15 protein-coding genes are annotated in these 15,428 nt (G+C 45.1%); 10 read left to right on the forward strand and 5 right to left on the reverse strand.

Going from position 1 to position 15,428, the window contains the following annotated elements; translation table 11 throughout:
* Nucleotides 1–17: 17 nt before the first annotated feature.
* Nucleotides 18–404 carry an MAPEG family protein gene (locus tag CWC03_RS18900; RefSeq protein ID WP_138583206.1) on the reverse strand — a complete coding sequence of 129 codons (387 nt, stop codon included), beginning with the start codon at nt 402–404 and terminating at the stop codon, nt 18–20.
* 304 nt (nt 405–708) lie between these two features.
* Between CWC03_RS18900 and CWC03_RS18905 the strand changes: the two genes are divergently transcribed.
* The gene (locus CWC03_RS18905) at nt 709–1,578 is read left to right on the forward strand and encodes an EamA family transporter (RefSeq protein WP_138583207.1); all 870 of its coding nucleotides are present in this window, start codon (nt 709–711) and stop codon (nt 1,576–1,578) included.
* Here the strand turns inward: CWC03_RS18905 and CWC03_RS18910 are convergent.
* Together CWC03_RS18910 and CWC03_RS18915 are read right to left on the reverse strand one after the other, a co-directional pair.
* Nucleotides 1,565–1,879, reverse strand: a complete 315-nt coding sequence (locus tag CWC03_RS18910) for a DMT family transporter (protein WP_138583208.1) — start codon at nt 1,877–1,879, stop codon at nt 1,565–1,567. The genes CWC03_RS18905 and CWC03_RS18910 overlap by 14 nt on opposite strands.
* A gap of 1 nt (nt 1,880) precedes the next feature.
* Nucleotides 1,881–3,407 (reverse strand): carbon-nitrogen hydrolase family protein, encoded by a 1,527-nt coding sequence (locus CWC03_RS18915; RefSeq protein ID WP_138583209.1) that lies wholly within the window; start codon nt 3,405–3,407, stop codon nt 1,881–1,883.
* A gap of 157 nt (nt 3,408–3,564) precedes the next feature.
* On the opposite strand from CWC03_RS18915, the gene CWC03_RS18920 reads away from it, so the two are divergent.
* Complete coding sequence (locus CWC03_RS18920) at nt 3,565–4,635, forward strand: GGDEF domain-containing protein (protein ID WP_138583210.1); 1,071 nt, start codon at nt 3,565–3,567, stop codon at nt 4,633–4,635.
* A gap of 37 nt (nt 4,636–4,672) precedes the next feature.
* Here CWC03_RS18920 and CWC03_RS18925 read toward each other — a convergent pair whose 3' ends face one another.
* Entirely contained in the window at nt 4,673–6,955 is a 2,283-nt protein-coding gene (locus CWC03_RS18925; protein ID WP_138583211.1) for a penicillin acylase family protein, read from the reverse strand.
* Nucleotides 6,956–7,150: 195 nt separating this feature from the next.
* Between CWC03_RS18925 and CWC03_RS18930 the strand changes: the two genes are divergently transcribed.
* From CWC03_RS18930 to folX, 6 genes are all read left to right on the forward strand, one after another.
* Nucleotides 7,151–10,507, forward strand: a complete 3,357-nt coding sequence (locus tag CWC03_RS18930) for an ATP-binding protein (RefSeq protein ID WP_138583212.1) — start codon at nt 7,151–7,153, stop codon at nt 10,505–10,507.
* 92 nt (nt 10,508–10,599) lie between these two features.
* Nucleotides 10,600–11,226, forward strand: a complete 627-nt coding sequence (locus CWC03_RS18935; protein WP_138583213.1) for a YceH family protein — start codon at nt 10,600–10,602, stop codon at nt 11,224–11,226.
* A gap of 60 nt (nt 11,227–11,286) precedes the next feature.
* Complete coding sequence (gene nadE, locus CWC03_RS18940; RefSeq protein ID WP_128725286.1) at nt 11,287–12,123, forward strand: NAD(+) synthase; 837 nt, start codon at nt 11,287–11,289, stop codon at nt 12,121–12,123.
* A gap of 74 nt (nt 12,124–12,197) precedes the next feature.
* A complete protein-coding gene (gene folM, locus CWC03_RS18945) occupies nt 12,198–12,914 on the forward strand; it encodes a dihydromonapterin reductase (protein ID WP_138583214.1) in 717 nt (238 codons plus the stop codon).
* A gap of 6 nt (nt 12,915–12,920) precedes the next feature.
* Nucleotides 12,921–13,475 carry a GTP cyclohydrolase I FolE gene (folE, locus tag CWC03_RS18950; protein ID WP_138583215.1) on the forward strand — a complete coding sequence of 185 codons (555 nt, stop codon included), beginning with the start codon at nt 12,921–12,923 and terminating at the stop codon, nt 13,473–13,475.
* Nucleotides 13,476–13,482: 7 nt separating this feature from the next.
* Nucleotides 13,483–13,845 (forward strand): dihydroneopterin triphosphate 2'-epimerase, encoded by a 363-nt coding sequence (gene folX / locus CWC03_RS18955; protein WP_010378103.1) that lies wholly within the window; start codon nt 13,483–13,485, stop codon nt 13,843–13,845.
* 39 nt (nt 13,846–13,884) lie between these two features.
* Here the strand turns inward: folX and CWC03_RS18960 are convergent, their stop codons facing one another.
* Nucleotides 13,885–14,313, reverse strand: coding sequence for a YqaA family protein (locus CWC03_RS18960; protein ID WP_138583216.1), 429 nt, complete (start codon nt 14,311–14,313; stop codon nt 13,885–13,887).
* 106 nt (nt 14,314–14,419) lie between these two features.
* Here CWC03_RS18960 and CWC03_RS18965 point away from each other — a divergent pair, with 106 nt between their 5' ends.
* Both CWC03_RS18965 and CWC03_RS18970 read left to right on the forward strand, forming a co-directional pair.
* Entirely contained in the window at nt 14,420–14,932 is a 513-nt protein-coding gene (locus CWC03_RS18965; RefSeq protein ID WP_138583217.1) for a TlpA family protein disulfide reductase, read from the forward strand.
* A gap of 12 nt (nt 14,933–14,944) precedes the next feature.
* A complete protein-coding gene (locus CWC03_RS18970) occupies nt 14,945–15,409 on the forward strand; it encodes a DUF2721 domain-containing protein (protein ID WP_017219384.1) in 465 nt (154 codons plus the stop codon).
* Nucleotides 15,410–15,428 lie beyond the last annotated feature (19 nt).

Consider the following 15,428-nt stretch of genomic DNA (forward strand, 5'->3'; position numbering starts at 1 on the left):
AGTCACGCAAAGAACGACTATAAACCACACACCACAATAATGGCGATAGCACAGCCGAGTCCTAGCGCCCATACGATGGAACGCAGCACGTCAATATTCGCCCAATACAGCACACAATATAATGCTCGAGCGACAATATGGCCAAAGGCTAGCCATTCGACCAGAGGAGTGAAGGTTTGGGTGCCGAACGCAACAGCTAAGGCGACAGCAAAAACAGCTAATGACTCAAAACAGTTTTGATGTGCGGCCAGCGCTCTTGCCCCAAGCCCTGTCAGTTTCTTTTGCTGTTCACGCGGGTGCTTGTTGTCATAGCCCCCTTCTTTGTTCATCGCCACTGCCACAGGAATTTTGGCAAAATAAGGTAGTAAGATAGCAAGAATTGCACAGATGATTAGTATACCCACAAGATACTCCTTCAACCTTTTGATTATTCAACTCAGTAGAGCAGAATAGCGTTAAAAAGAAAAGCCATAAGTGAATACGCAATACCCTAGCCTATGGCCCAATCTTGTAGCATCGACCTTAATCATATCGTGATACTGAAAATTGAACATGTGGCAAATTGTCGCAGTACGCCAACCACTAGAACGCTTCCGTAGCACCTTGAATACACATTGAATTATTTTCACTATCACGAAAATTCATTTATTCAGACTCGCTCCCATCCGGTATGCTGATGCACATTCGAGTATTGTAGAGTCACCTCTCATGTGGATTTTGTTCACTTTGCTAGCTGCTTTTTCTCAGGCTTGGCGAAATGCCTTTCAAAGCAAATTGAGTGAAGGCGCCTCCACAGCCAGCGTCACCTTAGCAAGATTTATTTTAGCCAGCCCACTTGCAGGGTTATATCTTTGGAGCCTTTACCAGATTGCTCCTGCAGAATCGCTCGTCATTAATGATGACTTTATTGCCTTTGTGCTGGGCGCCAGTGTCATGCAGATCATCGCGACCGGGTTAATGGTGGTGCTGTTTAAGCAAAATAATTACGCCATAGGCGCTGGACTTGCGAAGAGTGAGGCACTCGTGGCGGCAATTTTGGGTGTACTCTTTTTTGGCTCAAGCTTAACTTTACTCGGTTGGTTTGGTGTCTTTATCGGCGCCATCGCGGTGTTGTTATTGAGTGGGTTTAGCCTGCGTGCTTTCAATGGTAAAACTGCGCTAGTGGGACTTGCCTGTGGAACAAGCTTCGCGCTCACTTCTCTTTGGGTACGTGAAGCCAGTATCGCATCGGGCCTACCTTTTCCTCACAGTGCAGCCTGGGTGTTATTGTTGGTGTTGGCTTGCCAAACGGTGATGCTGAGTATGTATATGACGATGTGCGAACCACACTCTTGGCGCGTACTGTGGCAACGCCGCAAACTGACGCTAGCAATTAGTGTTAGCAGTTGCATCGGTTCTATAGGTTGGTTTAGCGCCATGAGCCTAGAGCATGTAGCCTACGTGAAAACACTTGGTCAAATCGAAGTGTTTTTCACTTTGCTTATCTCATTCTTGTGGCTCAAAGCGCCAGTAAAGAAGCGCGACTCAATGGGACTCTTACTCATCGCCATCGCCGCTATTTTGGTTATGCTAACTTAAGTACCACAACCCCACTGATGATAAGTAACACGCCCAAGTAGCGCAAAAAACTACTTGGGTCACCGTAGAAAAAGATACCCACTAAGAATGTGCCTGCCGCGCCAATACCCGTCCACACTGCATACGAGGTACCCAGTGGAATTTGCTTTTGCGCCAGCCATAACATCCAGCCGCTCAAGGCCATAAACCCAACAGCTATCACTATGCCTAACCAACGAGTATCTGCTTGTTGCGCCATTTTAAGACCAACAGGCCAACCTATTTCAAACAGGCCAGCCATAATTAAATAAACCCACGCCATACTATTTTTGTTTCAACTCCACAGAATACAGATCTTTTCTTCGGTCTCGTAAATTACGCACCGTTCCTTCACTATGCAATATTTTGAGTTTATCTAAGTCTAAGTCACTAAATAACAGCATTTCCGTATTTGGTGTTGCTTCGTTTAGCGCGGCATCATGAGGAAAAGCAAAGTCCGATGGCGTCAACACCGCTGACTGCGCGTACTGCACATCTAGGCTTTCTACCTGTGGCAAGTTACCAACGCTTCCTGCGATAACAACGTAGCATTCGTTTTCAACCGCACGGGCCTGCGCACAGTGCCTTACCCTTAAATAGCTATTTTTCGTGTCAGTCCAAAATGGTACAAACAAAATATCCAGTCCTTTTTCAGCCATAATCCGCGATAGCTCTGGAAACTCCACGTCATAGCATACTTGGATCCCGACCCGACCCGCATCCGTATCAAATACTTCAATTTTATCACCGCCTTTGATAACCCAATCGTAGTCTTCGTGAGGGGTGATATGAATCTTACGTTGTTCATCCACTTTGCCGGAGCGGTGACACAAGTAACTGACGTTATAGAGCTTGTCACCCTCAAGTAGCGGCATAGAGCCCGTGATGATATTGGCATTGTACTCAATCGCCATTTGCGACATAGCAGCTCTGAAATGCTCGGTATATGTCGCCAATGCACGAATAGCTTCGGTCTGATTTCTATAGCTTCCGAGCCCCATTAGTGGTGCGTTAAAAAATTCAGGAAACAGGATAAAGTCACTTTGGTAATCTGAAACCGTATCCACAAAATACTCAACCTGCTTCATTAGCTCCTCTACCGATTCCACCCGGCGCATCTGCCACTGTACCGCTCCTACTCTGACGATAGTTTTCTTACTTTCGATCACGGTATCGGTAGGCTCGAAGAGAATATTATTCCACTCAAGTAGGGTCGCATAGCCTTCGGAGTCCTGATCTTCCGGTAGATATTGTTTAAGCAGTCGCTTTACTTGGAAGTCGTTGGCAAGTTGGAAGCTTAGAATGGGGTCGTGTAGTTCCTTATGGTCGACTTTGTTTATATACTCCATTGGCGACATACTGCCACGGAATTGCTTATAAAGCGGGATACGACCACCCGCTAAGATCGCACGTAAGTTGTACTGACGACAAAGCTCTTTACGGGCATCATACAAGCGTCGACCAAGACGTAGACCACGATGGCTTTTGGCTATCACTACATCCAGCCCGTATAGCGCATCTGCATTACTATCACTAAAAATTCGGCTGTGCGCGTCAACAATGTCTTCATAGGTATGCGGGTTAGAAAAGGTTTGATAGTCAACTTGAACACTCAGCGCGATACCGACGAGACGCTCACCGTCTTTGACACCGATCTGTCCCTCAGGAAACTGGTCAATCAACCTAAATATCGTATGACTAGGCCACGCACCACCGAGATCAGGATAGGCTTCATCCATTAATGATTTGACCTGATCATAGTCAGACTTTTCTAAGTTACATAGCGTGATCCGCGCTTTTTCTACAGACATATCAACTCCAAAGCTTATGTTATCTACCTATCTCTCACTCTACTACAGCGTACCTTGCTGGATGCTGAGCGAATAACCAGAGCTTAGGTCAAATAGGCGGCAAATCACAATAGAGCTTCTATACTTATTTTATTGTGAATACCACAAGAGCTTACGTTTGACTAAATACCACCCTTATAGCAAGCCAGACCAAGTAGAAGCATTAAAATTTGCATTATTACGACGCGTGGCTTTGTATTGCATGTGGCTACATGCTGGTCTCATCGGTGTGTTTTGGCATATAGAGGTGAACATACTAGCTTGGGTCAATGTGGGGAGTGTGCTGATGTGGTACACCGGAATTAAACTCATTGATGCGAGTAAACCCTCTATCGCACTGCGGGTTTTCTGTCTTGAAGTGGCCATACATGCAACACTGGTATGTGCCTACTTAGGTATGTCACTCGGGTTTCAATACTACCTCTGGACGGTATCTTGCCTTATGTTGTTAGATTACCAACTCAGATTACGTAATGCCGTTATTTATTCCGTTGTGTTGATCACACTATTCGCAGCCTTGGAGTTGTTGTTCGGTGATACTGCCTATCAATATCGCTATCAACAGTTTATCCCCTACGTGCATTTTGCCAACGTACTCATATGCGGTATACCTATGATTTATACGATCAGCCACATACGAAAAATGACGGTGCAACAAAGAGACAAACTAGAAGAGCTCGCCGCACACGACCCACTCACACAAATGTTCAACCGCCGCTATGCGCGCGAGCTTATCACTCACGCGAAAGAAAGCTGTATCTCTACTCACTCTCCTTTATGTTTGGTAATGGCGGATATTGACCACTTCAAAAAAATCAATGACACCTTTGGCCATGACAAAGGGGATCAAATCTTAAAAAGCGTGGCCGAAACAATCAAAGCACATATTCATCCTGCAGACATTGCCGTACGCTGGGGTGGGGAAGAGTTTTTAATCGTGCTGGCACCTTGCTCTTGTGGAGAGGCAATGCAGCGTATGGAAAAATTACGACGAGCCGTCGAAGTCACCAGTTTTGGAAATAGCATTCTTAAAGTCACCATGAGTTTTGGCGTTGCAAATTGGGATCCTAGTCAAACTTTTGAAGTCGTCATTCAACACGCAGATGCTGCACTTTATGACAGCAAACATTCGGGACGAAACCGTGTTACCGCAGCGCCGATTTTGCGTGTATCGGAGGGAGTTAGTTAACCTCCCTCATACACCCAATAAATTGGTTTTATTTAGACTAATCAGGCATGATCACTATCTGGTGAGTTAATTCACCCGGTAGCAAGGGGGTATTCTCCCCTTTGGTATAATCAGCAAAACCAGACCGATAAAACGGCGATAACGGATGCCCACTTTGGCCACCAGCAACCGTTAAAATCGCATTTTGTAAATGCCCAGGTTGTGCGATAAAACGCTGCGATGCGCCAAACGCTTTCCCCTGCACCGCAGGCATAAAGGTATCACCAAAAGCTTGTGCGGTCGGCATATCTAACAAACCACTTAGTATTGGCATTTGTTTTGAGAAAGGATGCTGCACCTTGAGTCCATTGACATCCCCCCAACGCCAAGCAGCCATATTACTACCATACCTTTCGCTAAGTTGCTGTTTGGCAAGCTTGTAAGCAGCCAACTCTAACTCAATCCAAGAATCATGCTCGCCTAACCAGCTATTTGGTTGCTCGGTCAAGAGCTGCCAGAGTCCGGGCTCAAGATAACGCTTAACCGGCTTCAGCGACAATTTTTGTGTGTTTAAATGCTGCTCCAAGGGTGCGTAAATAGTGTCAATCAGTGCGTTGCGGTAGGCTTTCACTAAGGTGTAACCGACTGAATCGGCACAAGCACAAGCCTGCCAGTCATTAAGGAGCGAAATATCATTTTCAAAAGATGTGGAAGGTTGACTCTGCAATAGGGATACTAAGTGCTCGTGCCACGGCGCTAAAAACTTGGCACGATTGTCCAATTGCAGCTGATAGAAATCCGCTTCCGTAAATTGTTGCTGACCTAAAAGTCCATCACGGATCTGCACGGCGCGTGCACCTAACGCATAGCCACCATCACCAAACCTTTGATTATCTGCAACCGAAACCACACGAGAGTTGGCCGTCCACAATTTACCATTTTCAGGGTTTTGCACCACCGGGCGAACTTGTTCGTTGTTCTGCCACGCTTGCTCATATTGCTCTGTATGCAACGCCGTGTCATGAGTCATTTTACGTGCAGGAATAGCCCCCATCGGCGTCCAAGCAGCTGCCCCTTTACTGTCTACCACCATCAAGTTTTGTACAGGGATCCCTACCTTTTTGGCATGCTCTGTTGCTTGCTGAACTTCGCTTAATCGCTCAAGTTGCACAAGCTCTAGGTTTACTGCATAGGGTTGGTGAGCAACCCAACTCAGCGCTAGCTTCTTATCCCCAAGCTGTTTAACGGGACCAAATGTACTCATTTCCAATTGATAGGTATGGCTTTTGCCATCAGGCAATTTAATTTCTTCAGCAATGAACTGCGTCTTGGCGTCTGCGTCAAGTTCAACCCAATCGGCTGTATCTAAATAACCATTGGTGAATCCCCACGCTATGCGATTATTACTGCCAACCACAATGGCTGGAGCGCCCGGTAACGACACCCCAGTTACCTGAATTGCATGGCCCTGATCCTGATAATTAAGCTGGGCACGATACCAAATCGACGGCACATTTAAGCCAAGGTGCATATCGTCGGATAACATTGCCGATCCAGTCTTTGTAAGCGCACCTGTTACGGCCCAATTATTACTGCCGTAAAGCGGCACATCGGCAATATGTGATGGCTGAGCTTGCACGATTTGTTGCAATGCAGGAATAGTAACTGGCGATGCCGTAAGTACACTGTTGTCCAAAGCAGCCTGATATTGACTAGGCTGTAAAATAAAATCGAGCATATCTTGACCATATTGCTGCTTAAGTGCAATTAGGGTTTCATCGCGCTCGTAAGTACCCGCTTGCAAGTCTAGATACATGCTAAAAATAGTGAGCAAGCTGTCTTCTGGCTGCCATGATGAAGGAGTTGCACCTAGAAGCAAATATTCAAAACTGGTGAAGCCAGATTGAACTCGACCATCGTTCACCCCTTGTGTATAACGCTCAAGGATTTGCCTATGCGCCTCAGGTAAAGACATCAGGATAAGCTTTGCCCGTTTTCTGAATTGATGGAAGCGCATGCTTTCATCAAGGCCAATGGCCGCCGAGCCAAATAACTCACTCAATTCACCTGCGGCATTGCGACGCAGCAGGTCCATTTGAAAAAAGCGGTCCTGACCATGCGCAAAACCCAATCCATACGACGCATCTGCTCGGGTGTCAGCCGACACCACAGCTTGCCCCATGGCATCGCGCGCCACCGTTACTGTATTATCGATCTCCGATGTACTTCCTTTACCATCCAGTGCGGGCAAGCTCAGCGCAAGCAAGCCATATATACTTGCAGTACCAAGCAATACCAGTAACAGCAGAGCGACAATGATTCGTTTAATCCAAGTAAGCATGACCATCCCTTAACAATGTATTCAGTGCTAATTTATGCCTAGAAGATATAGCATGTCGTTGGCTAATAAACCAATATTCTCGACTTTGTCACAATTATAAGGCAATCAAGTTAAAGCATTTTATTTTGGTTAATTAGATTTCGCTTTGCGAGGACTGAACTATAGTTAAATCATCGTCTTCAACACAGAAGCACCATGATCTCTGAACTATCGACATCACCACTTAAGTTTCGCTTTGTGAAATATAGCTTCTGGCTTTTGCTAGTCGTGATCATCGCGGTGGCATGGTATGTTGATCAAGTAAACTATCGCCGCTTAGTCGCGATAGAAAAGAGTCGCTCGACCGAGGAAGTGAATGTCTACCGCACTAAAATAGAAGGTATTCTGGCAAAAAATGTACAACTTGTCAGAGGGCTAGGCATTGCTCTTTCTGGTCAATCCGAGCTCTCTCAAGCTCGCTTCGAACAGCTCGCAAAACCCTTATTCGATAGTAGCCAAATCCTTCGTAATATCGGAGCAGCGCCAGATATGCGGCTCGACTATATTTACCCATTGAAAGGCAATGAAAAAGCCATAGGCTTGGACTACCAAACCCATCCAACGCAAAAATACGGCGCATTACTCGCCAAAGAAAGTCGCGAAATCGTGATGGCAGGTCCACTAGAGTTGCTTCAAGGAGGCACAGGCTTAATCGCAAGAGTTCCCGTTTACACTGACCAAACTCAGTTCTGGGGATTACTCTCTGTTGTGCTTAATATGGATAGTCTGTATCAACAAGCAAATTTAAACACATTGGAGAGTCAATATCTAATTGCAATTCAAGGCGTCGATGGCAAAGGCCGAGATGGAGATTACTTTTATGGCAACAGTAATATACATTCGCTTGCCCCCATCGCATTTAGCATCAACGTGCCCTCCGGTGAATGGGAACTTTACGCAGTGCCTCGCATTGGGTGGCAACCAGCGGAAACTGCAGTGTGGCCTTTTCGCTTAGCTATCATCGCGTTGATTATCATCTTTATTGCCGCATTTATCTTCATCACTCGACTGCTATCGCAACTGCAACGCAATGCTCTATCACTGACCAATATGGGCATACTCGCAGAAGTTGGTGCATGGGAAATTAACGTCCAAACGCGCGATATTATTTGGTCGGATGTCACACGTAATATTTTTTGCGTGCCAAGGCAGTTTCAACCTACTTGGATGAATACGACTGAGTTTTTTAAAGCAGGTCTGCATAGAAAGCGCTTGCAGGACTGTGTGGATGACCTGATAAAAACGGGTCATGAATTCGAAGAAGAATTTATCATCCAAACCCAAAAAATGGATGACTTATGGGTGCTAGTGAAAGCACGTGCAATTCGCAGTGGCAAACGCACTAGCCACATTTTTGGTTCCATTCAAAACATTCATAAACGCAAAATAATGGAGATGGAACATGATAAATTCGCCAAAAATAATGAGCTGCTTGCTTATTTAAGTTCTCATGAAGCCATCTTAAATAACCACTTAGATAAAGCGCTGTCACTATGCGCAGACGCTTGCAAAAAAGGAGTGGAGGTCAATAGAATTAGCATTTGGCAGTTTAGCGACGATAAAAACTTCTTGATACCTGTATGTTTTTCGCATGCAACCACGGATAGACTAGAACATTTCCCCCCTTGGCGAAAAGCAATAGCACCTGAATTCTTTAGCGAAATCGAAAACGGTAAATTGATTGCAGCAAAGCAAGCAAACAACCATCCAGCAACGATGGCACTTGCCACAACTTACCTAGAGCCTTTTGAAATTAAGGCCATGCTTTGCTGCCCTATCAGTCATAAAAACCAAACCTTAGGCGTTCTTTGTGCAGAATACGATGTTGTAAGCCCATCTTGGGGTCAAAGCGATCTCCGCTTAATGAAGTCTATCGCCGCGATGTTAGGAAGCCTTTTTATCAATAAAGCCCAGCAGAAAGCAAAAAATCAAGCCATCATTGATAAAGACTTAGCAGAACAATCCGCTAAAATGAAAGCAGAGTTTTTAGCTAGCATGAGTCATGAGATACGCACTCCACTCAATGGCGTAATGGGCATGGTTGAGCTCGTCATGCACTCACAACTCACTTCGACTCAACACCACCAGCTCTCTTTGGCACATAGTTCAGCGAAATCTTTGCTCACCATTATTAATGACATTCTCGACTTTTCCAAAATAGAGGCTGGTAAGCTAACGATCGAGTTTGTTGAGTTCGATCTTATCGAGATGTTAAGTAATATGCTGTCTGGGTTTGTGCGTGCAGCTGATGCCAACAATAATCGGCTACATATCGATTTATCAGGTATGAAAGTTCATACTGCGCAAACAGACCCTAATCGCCTCAAACAAATCCTCAATAATTTGCTCAGCAATGCGATAAAATTCACCCATGATGGTTCAGTGACACTAAGTTGTCATACCGAACAAGCAGGCGAGCAAACTTGGTTATGGTGTAGTGTAGAAGATACTGGTATCGGTATTGCGAAGGAAAAGCTCAATAAAGTGTTTGATTCATTTACCCAAGCTGATTTATCCACTACTCGGCAATATGGTGGCACAGGGCTTGGTCTCACCATTGCAAAGCAATTGTCTCAATTGCTCGGTGGCGACCTACAAGCATTTAGTAAAGAGCACGTTGGCAGCACGTTTTCCTGCAATGTGCTTTTGACAGAAGCTAAGTCTATTACCGTGCATGAGAAATCAGATAACTCAACACTATATATCTTAACCGATATCGACGACGACTACAGTAAACTACTAAAGCCTTGGCATATTACGTGTTTACACGTGCAGCAACTTGATATGCTCATGACACAACTACAACAACCATCCTCACATCTTGCTGTTATTTTGGATGCTAAATTACTTCATGCTGCACCGCGCAAGACACAACAAGCACTTAAAACGCAGCTAACACAACAACAGATCGTTCATGTGGTTGCCGTTGAAGAGCAAAGTAGCGAAACGCTCTCGCTATTTTCCTCGTGTGAGCAGGTGTACTATCCCATTACGCCACATGCTGCACTTCAGGTATTCAACACTAATTATCAAGATCCAGACAAGCCGACATCCGTCAAAGCCGACTCACTAGTCAGTGCTGAACCCCTGTTGGCACGCTCAATCTTATTGGTAGAAGACAACCGGATAAACCAAACCGTTGCGATGACGATGTTAGAGCGTTTAGGTGCAAAAGTAGTCTGCCAAGAAAATGGAGAGCTAGCACTTGCACACTTACAATCAACTAATAATCCTTACGATGTAATTCTAATGGATTGTCAGATGCCAGTGATGGATGGTTATCAAGCCGCACAGCAAATTCGCCAAGGTGTTGCCGGAAAAACCCATCAGAATAGCGTGATCGTTGCACTCACCGCTAATGCGATGCAAGGTGACAGAGAAAAATGCCTTGATGCAGGTATGGATGACTACCTCACCAAACCCATTAATTTTGATGAGCTAAAAGCCAAACTCCTGCAAGTAAAACCACAGCAGACAATGCAGCCCCCCTCATCTACGGCCCAACAAAGTTAGCTCGCACACTTTGCTACAATAAATATTGATATTATATTGCTACTATCAAGATGGTGATATACACCTCAGCAACAACAAAAATAAGGAAAGTGATGCAATTAGATACTCAAGAACAACGCGTACTGGGTTGCTTAATCGAAAAGCAAGTCACCACCCCAGAACAATATCCCATGTCACTCAACGGCCTCACCAATGCGTGCAATCAAAAATCGAATCGCGAGCCGGTGATGGAACTCTCTCAAAATGATGTGCTAGACACACTGACCCGCCTACAAGAAAAACGCTTAATTACCTGTGATGAAGCTCTATCAGGTCGCGTTGACAAGTATAGTCAGCGTTTTTGTAACAGTGATTTTGGCCACCTTAAAGTCAACGCAAAACAAAAAGCGATTATCTGTTTATTGTTATTGCGTGGCCCACAAACCCCTGGTGAATTGCGTACCCGCAGCAACCGCCTCGCAGAATTTAGTTCCGTACAAGATGTTGAATCGACATTAAGTGCGATGCAAGAACATGATTATGTGGTTAAGCTTACCAGAGAGCCTGGAAAACGAGAAAGTCGCTATCAACACTTGTTTGGTGACCAAGTCGTTGAACCAACAGCGCCTGCAGAAGCCATAACCTGCACCCAAAATGACAGCGAAATCGAGAGCTTGATCGCCGAGATTGAGCAATTAAAGCAAGAGCTCGCCACCATCAAAGCACATTTAGGGCTTTAAAAAGCGCGTCAGCACCAACATAATAGAAGTTTATTGCCCCGATAGTATTGAGGAACCAGTATGCGTGAAGCAATCATGGCCGAAATGAAAGTTCAGCCAATTATTGACCCGGAATTTGAAGTCAAACGACGTGTCTCATTTTTAAAAGCACGATTACAAGCCTCTGGCTGCTTCACTCTTGTGCTTGGCATCAGCGGAGGCGTTGATTCGTCAACCTGTGGACGCCTATGCCAGCTAGCTATCGATGAACTCAATGCTGAGCATGATACTGGGGCTTATAAATTTATTGCTATGCGCTTGCCGTATGGTGTTCAAGCTGATGAAGATGAAGCGCAGCTTGCACTCGAATTTATCCAACCTAGTCAGCGCTTAACAGTCAATATCAAACCTGCAGCTGATGCCATGCACGAGCAGGCGCTCGCTGCTATGGCGGGTGGAAGCATATCACTGCCTTCACAAGCCAGCGTGGATTTTATTAAAGGAAATGTAAAAGCACGCCAGCGCATGGTTGCGCAGTATGAAATCGCTGGCCTGACTCGCGGTTTAGTGGTCGGCACCGATCATAGCGCTGAAAACATCACCGGCTTTTACACCAAGTTTGGTGATGGCGCCTGCGACTTAGCGCCCTTATTTGGCTTGTCAAAGCGCCAAGTTCGCGCACTAGCTGCTTTTCTCGGAGCACCTGCTGGATTAGTACATAAAGTGCCAACAGCCGATCTTGAGTGCGACCGCCCAGGCCTTTCCGATGAAGAAGCGCTGGGACTAAGCTATGACAATATTGATGACTTTCTTGAAGGTAAGCCCGTTAGTAGCGAAGTGAGCGACAAACTTATTGCCATCTATCAGCGTACACAACACAAGCGTCAACCAATTCCTACGGTATACGACGAACAATAGTATTGTTGGCAGGAGATAACTAGTTAGTTATTCATCCTGCCCCCTAACCTCCCAATTCACAAGGTGATTAACTTATGAGCCCAGCAGCTGCACCTATTTTAATTACTGGTGGCGCACAGCGCATTGGACTTGCTTTGGTGAAACACTTTCTCGCTAAACAGCAAGCCGTTATATTGACGTATCGCACCAAACACCAAGTTATCGATGAACTAGCATCGCTAGGTGCCATTTGTATCAAGGCTGATTTTGACGAGCCAGAAGCTATCACGCAACTCAACAACCAAATTCGTGTCCATACCGGTGCGCTCAGTGCTATCATCCACAACGCATCGAGCTGGGATTGTGAAGCCAACAACCCTGATTTTTCAGCATTATTCGACAATATGATGCGGATCCACGCTAAAGTCCCTTATTTGATCAATCATGCCTTGAGCGACTTATTGACAGCCAGCAATATCGTCAGCGATGTGATCCATATTACTGACTATGTAGTAGAAAAAGGCAGTCCAAAACACATTGCCTATGCCGCAAGTAAAGCTGCATTAGATAACTTAACACGGTCATTTGCCGCTAAGTTTGCACCTAACATCAAAGTGAATAGCATTGCACCTTCTCTTATCATCTTTAATCAAGACGATAGTGATGAGTACAAGGCAAAAACCTTGAAAAAGTCTATTATGGGAATTGAGCCTGGTAGCAAAGAAGTTATCAACAGTGTCGACATGATACTCTCTAGCAACTATATGACAGGACGCACGGTACAAATCGACGGTGGCCGCCATTTGAGGTAACGCATTATGCAAGACAAATTACAACAGAGTTATAAAACGATTATTGAAGCCGTCGGTGAAGATACAGACCGCGAAGGATTATTAGATACACCAAAGCGCGCAGCGAAAGCGATGGAATATCTGACCCAGGGTTACCGTCAAACACTGGATGAAATCACCAATAACGCGGTATTCAGCTCGGATGCCGATGATATGGTACTAGTTCAAGATATAGAATTGTACTCTATGTGTGAGCACCACCTTCTACCTTTCGTTGGTCGTTGCCATATTGCTTATATACCTAGCGGTAAAGTGCTTGGCTTATCCAAATTTGCCCGCATTGTTGATATGTTTGCCCGTCGATTTCAAATCCAAGAACAGCTCACTCATCAAATCGCCAAGGCCGTTGAGGAAGTCACTGGCGCAAAAGGCGTTGGCGTGATCGTTGAAGCCAAACATATGTGTATGATGATGCGTGGGGTTGAAAAACAAAACTCTAGCATGCGAACGTCAGTCATGCTTGGTAACTTTAGAAGCGACCCCAAAACCCGCAACGAGTTTTTACAGTTAGTGAAAGGATAAACACGCTATGTCGAATGCCATTATCAAGGTGACAAATTTAAGATTACGTACCTTTATTGGTTTTAATCCCGAAGAGCGGGAGAAAAAGCAAGATGTCGTGATCAATATTGAAATTCACTACCCAGCTGATACGGCATGTTTAGATCATGATAACGTGGCCCATGCGCTTAATTACAAAACGGTAACTAAAGCGGTCATCACGCTAGTAGAAGAAGGCCACTTTTTGTTACTTGAGAAGTTAGTGGCTGACATACTCGCTGAATGTCACCAGCATCAAGACGTGACCTATGCAAAAGTCACCGTAGATAAACCGCATGCTTTACGTTTTGCTGACTCAGTGTCACTCACGCTTGATTGGTACAGAAGCTAAGCGATAAGACTCTGATATTCACTTCCTTGCCTTCTGGTGTTAAGAAATCACCTGTAAGGCAAGGTAGATCACCAGTGCATAACGAGCACCTTTACCGAGCGCGACTAACACAAAAAACCACCCAAAAGAGGTCCGTAGAGACCCCGCTACCACAGTCAAAGGATCTCCAACTATGGGTAGCCAAGCAAATAGCAATGAAAACTTGCCGTAGCGATTAAATAGCCCACAAGCCTTATCATATTGCTGTTGAGAAACCGGAAACCAGCGCTTATTGCGCCACCTAGCGATAAACCAGCCAAGATAATAGTTCATACAGCTACCAAGTAGATTACCTGTTGTCGCAGCCAGCCATAACCAACCTAATTCACCCTGTTGCTTCACAACGAGCCCACTCAGCGCCAGCTCCGACGACGCAGGTAATAAGGTTGCGGCAATAAAAGCAAGCCCAAATAAAGAAAGATAAATCATATCAACGGCTATAAGAAATTGGACTTTAAGAAATCATCTAAGTGGGGCAATATACTGAAATGTGCGCATGACTTCAAAGACACTGACACGGAAACAAGGAATAGACATGAAAACAACAATAAAAATGTTACTACTTAGTACCGTTCTCACCACCGGATTAAGTGGCTGCAAGGCCTATAACGAAGCACATCCGCAAGCAGACGATGGCTATCAGACCTATATCCACACCGGCGACGCCTTTAAACATTTGCAATTTACGGATATCAAAAACCAAACCGTTAGGTTCGATGCTAATCACAAAAAGTTGGTGATTTTATTCGCGACTTGGTGCTCCGATTCGCAACGCTTATTGAGCGAACTAAAACAATCAGAACTACTCACCCAAGCAGATTTAACCATCGTTGCCATCGGCCGAGAAGAAAATAACACTACGCTTGAGCAATTCAACGAAGCCATGCAATTACCCATACATCTTGTTGCCGATCCCAATCGAGATATTTACAACACGTATGCCAACAAAGGCATTCCAAGAGTCATCTTGCTTGATGAGCACAACCAAGTGATGCAAACACTTATCGGTGAGCAACCCAACACTTTATCAAAACTAAACTGGAATTAACGAGGTAACTATATGAATCCAGAAGTCGTTAGCATTCTCACGATGGCCAAAGTTATCCAAACTGCCGTTGCCCCTGTATTTTTAATTACAGGTATTGCTGCGACCTTAGGGGTACTATCAAACCGCTTAGCACGGATCACGGATAGGGCACGTTTACTTGATCGCAAGATCAATACCACGCAAGATGAAGAGCTCAAAATGCACTTTAGCCGTGAAATGCGCGCACTGTTAAAACGATCTCGTTTTATTCACGTGGCATTTAGCATGAGTGTACTCAGTGCGTTGCTTGTGTGTGCAGTGGTTATGCTGCTGTTCATGTCACACTTGTACAGTATGCCATTGGGTATTACTTTATCGTCTTGTTTTATCGCCGCTATGGTGCTGCTCATTGGCGCATTTGTCTCTTTGCTTGGAGAAATCTTTTTAGCCACCCGCAGTATGCGCAGGGGCATGATATTCAAAGATATCGAGAGTTGATTATTTGAAACTAGTTGCC

The organism is Pseudoalteromonas sp. S2755 (assembly GCF_005886535.1).
GTDB lineage: Bacteria > Pseudomonadota > Gammaproteobacteria > Enterobacterales > Alteromonadaceae > Pseudoalteromonas.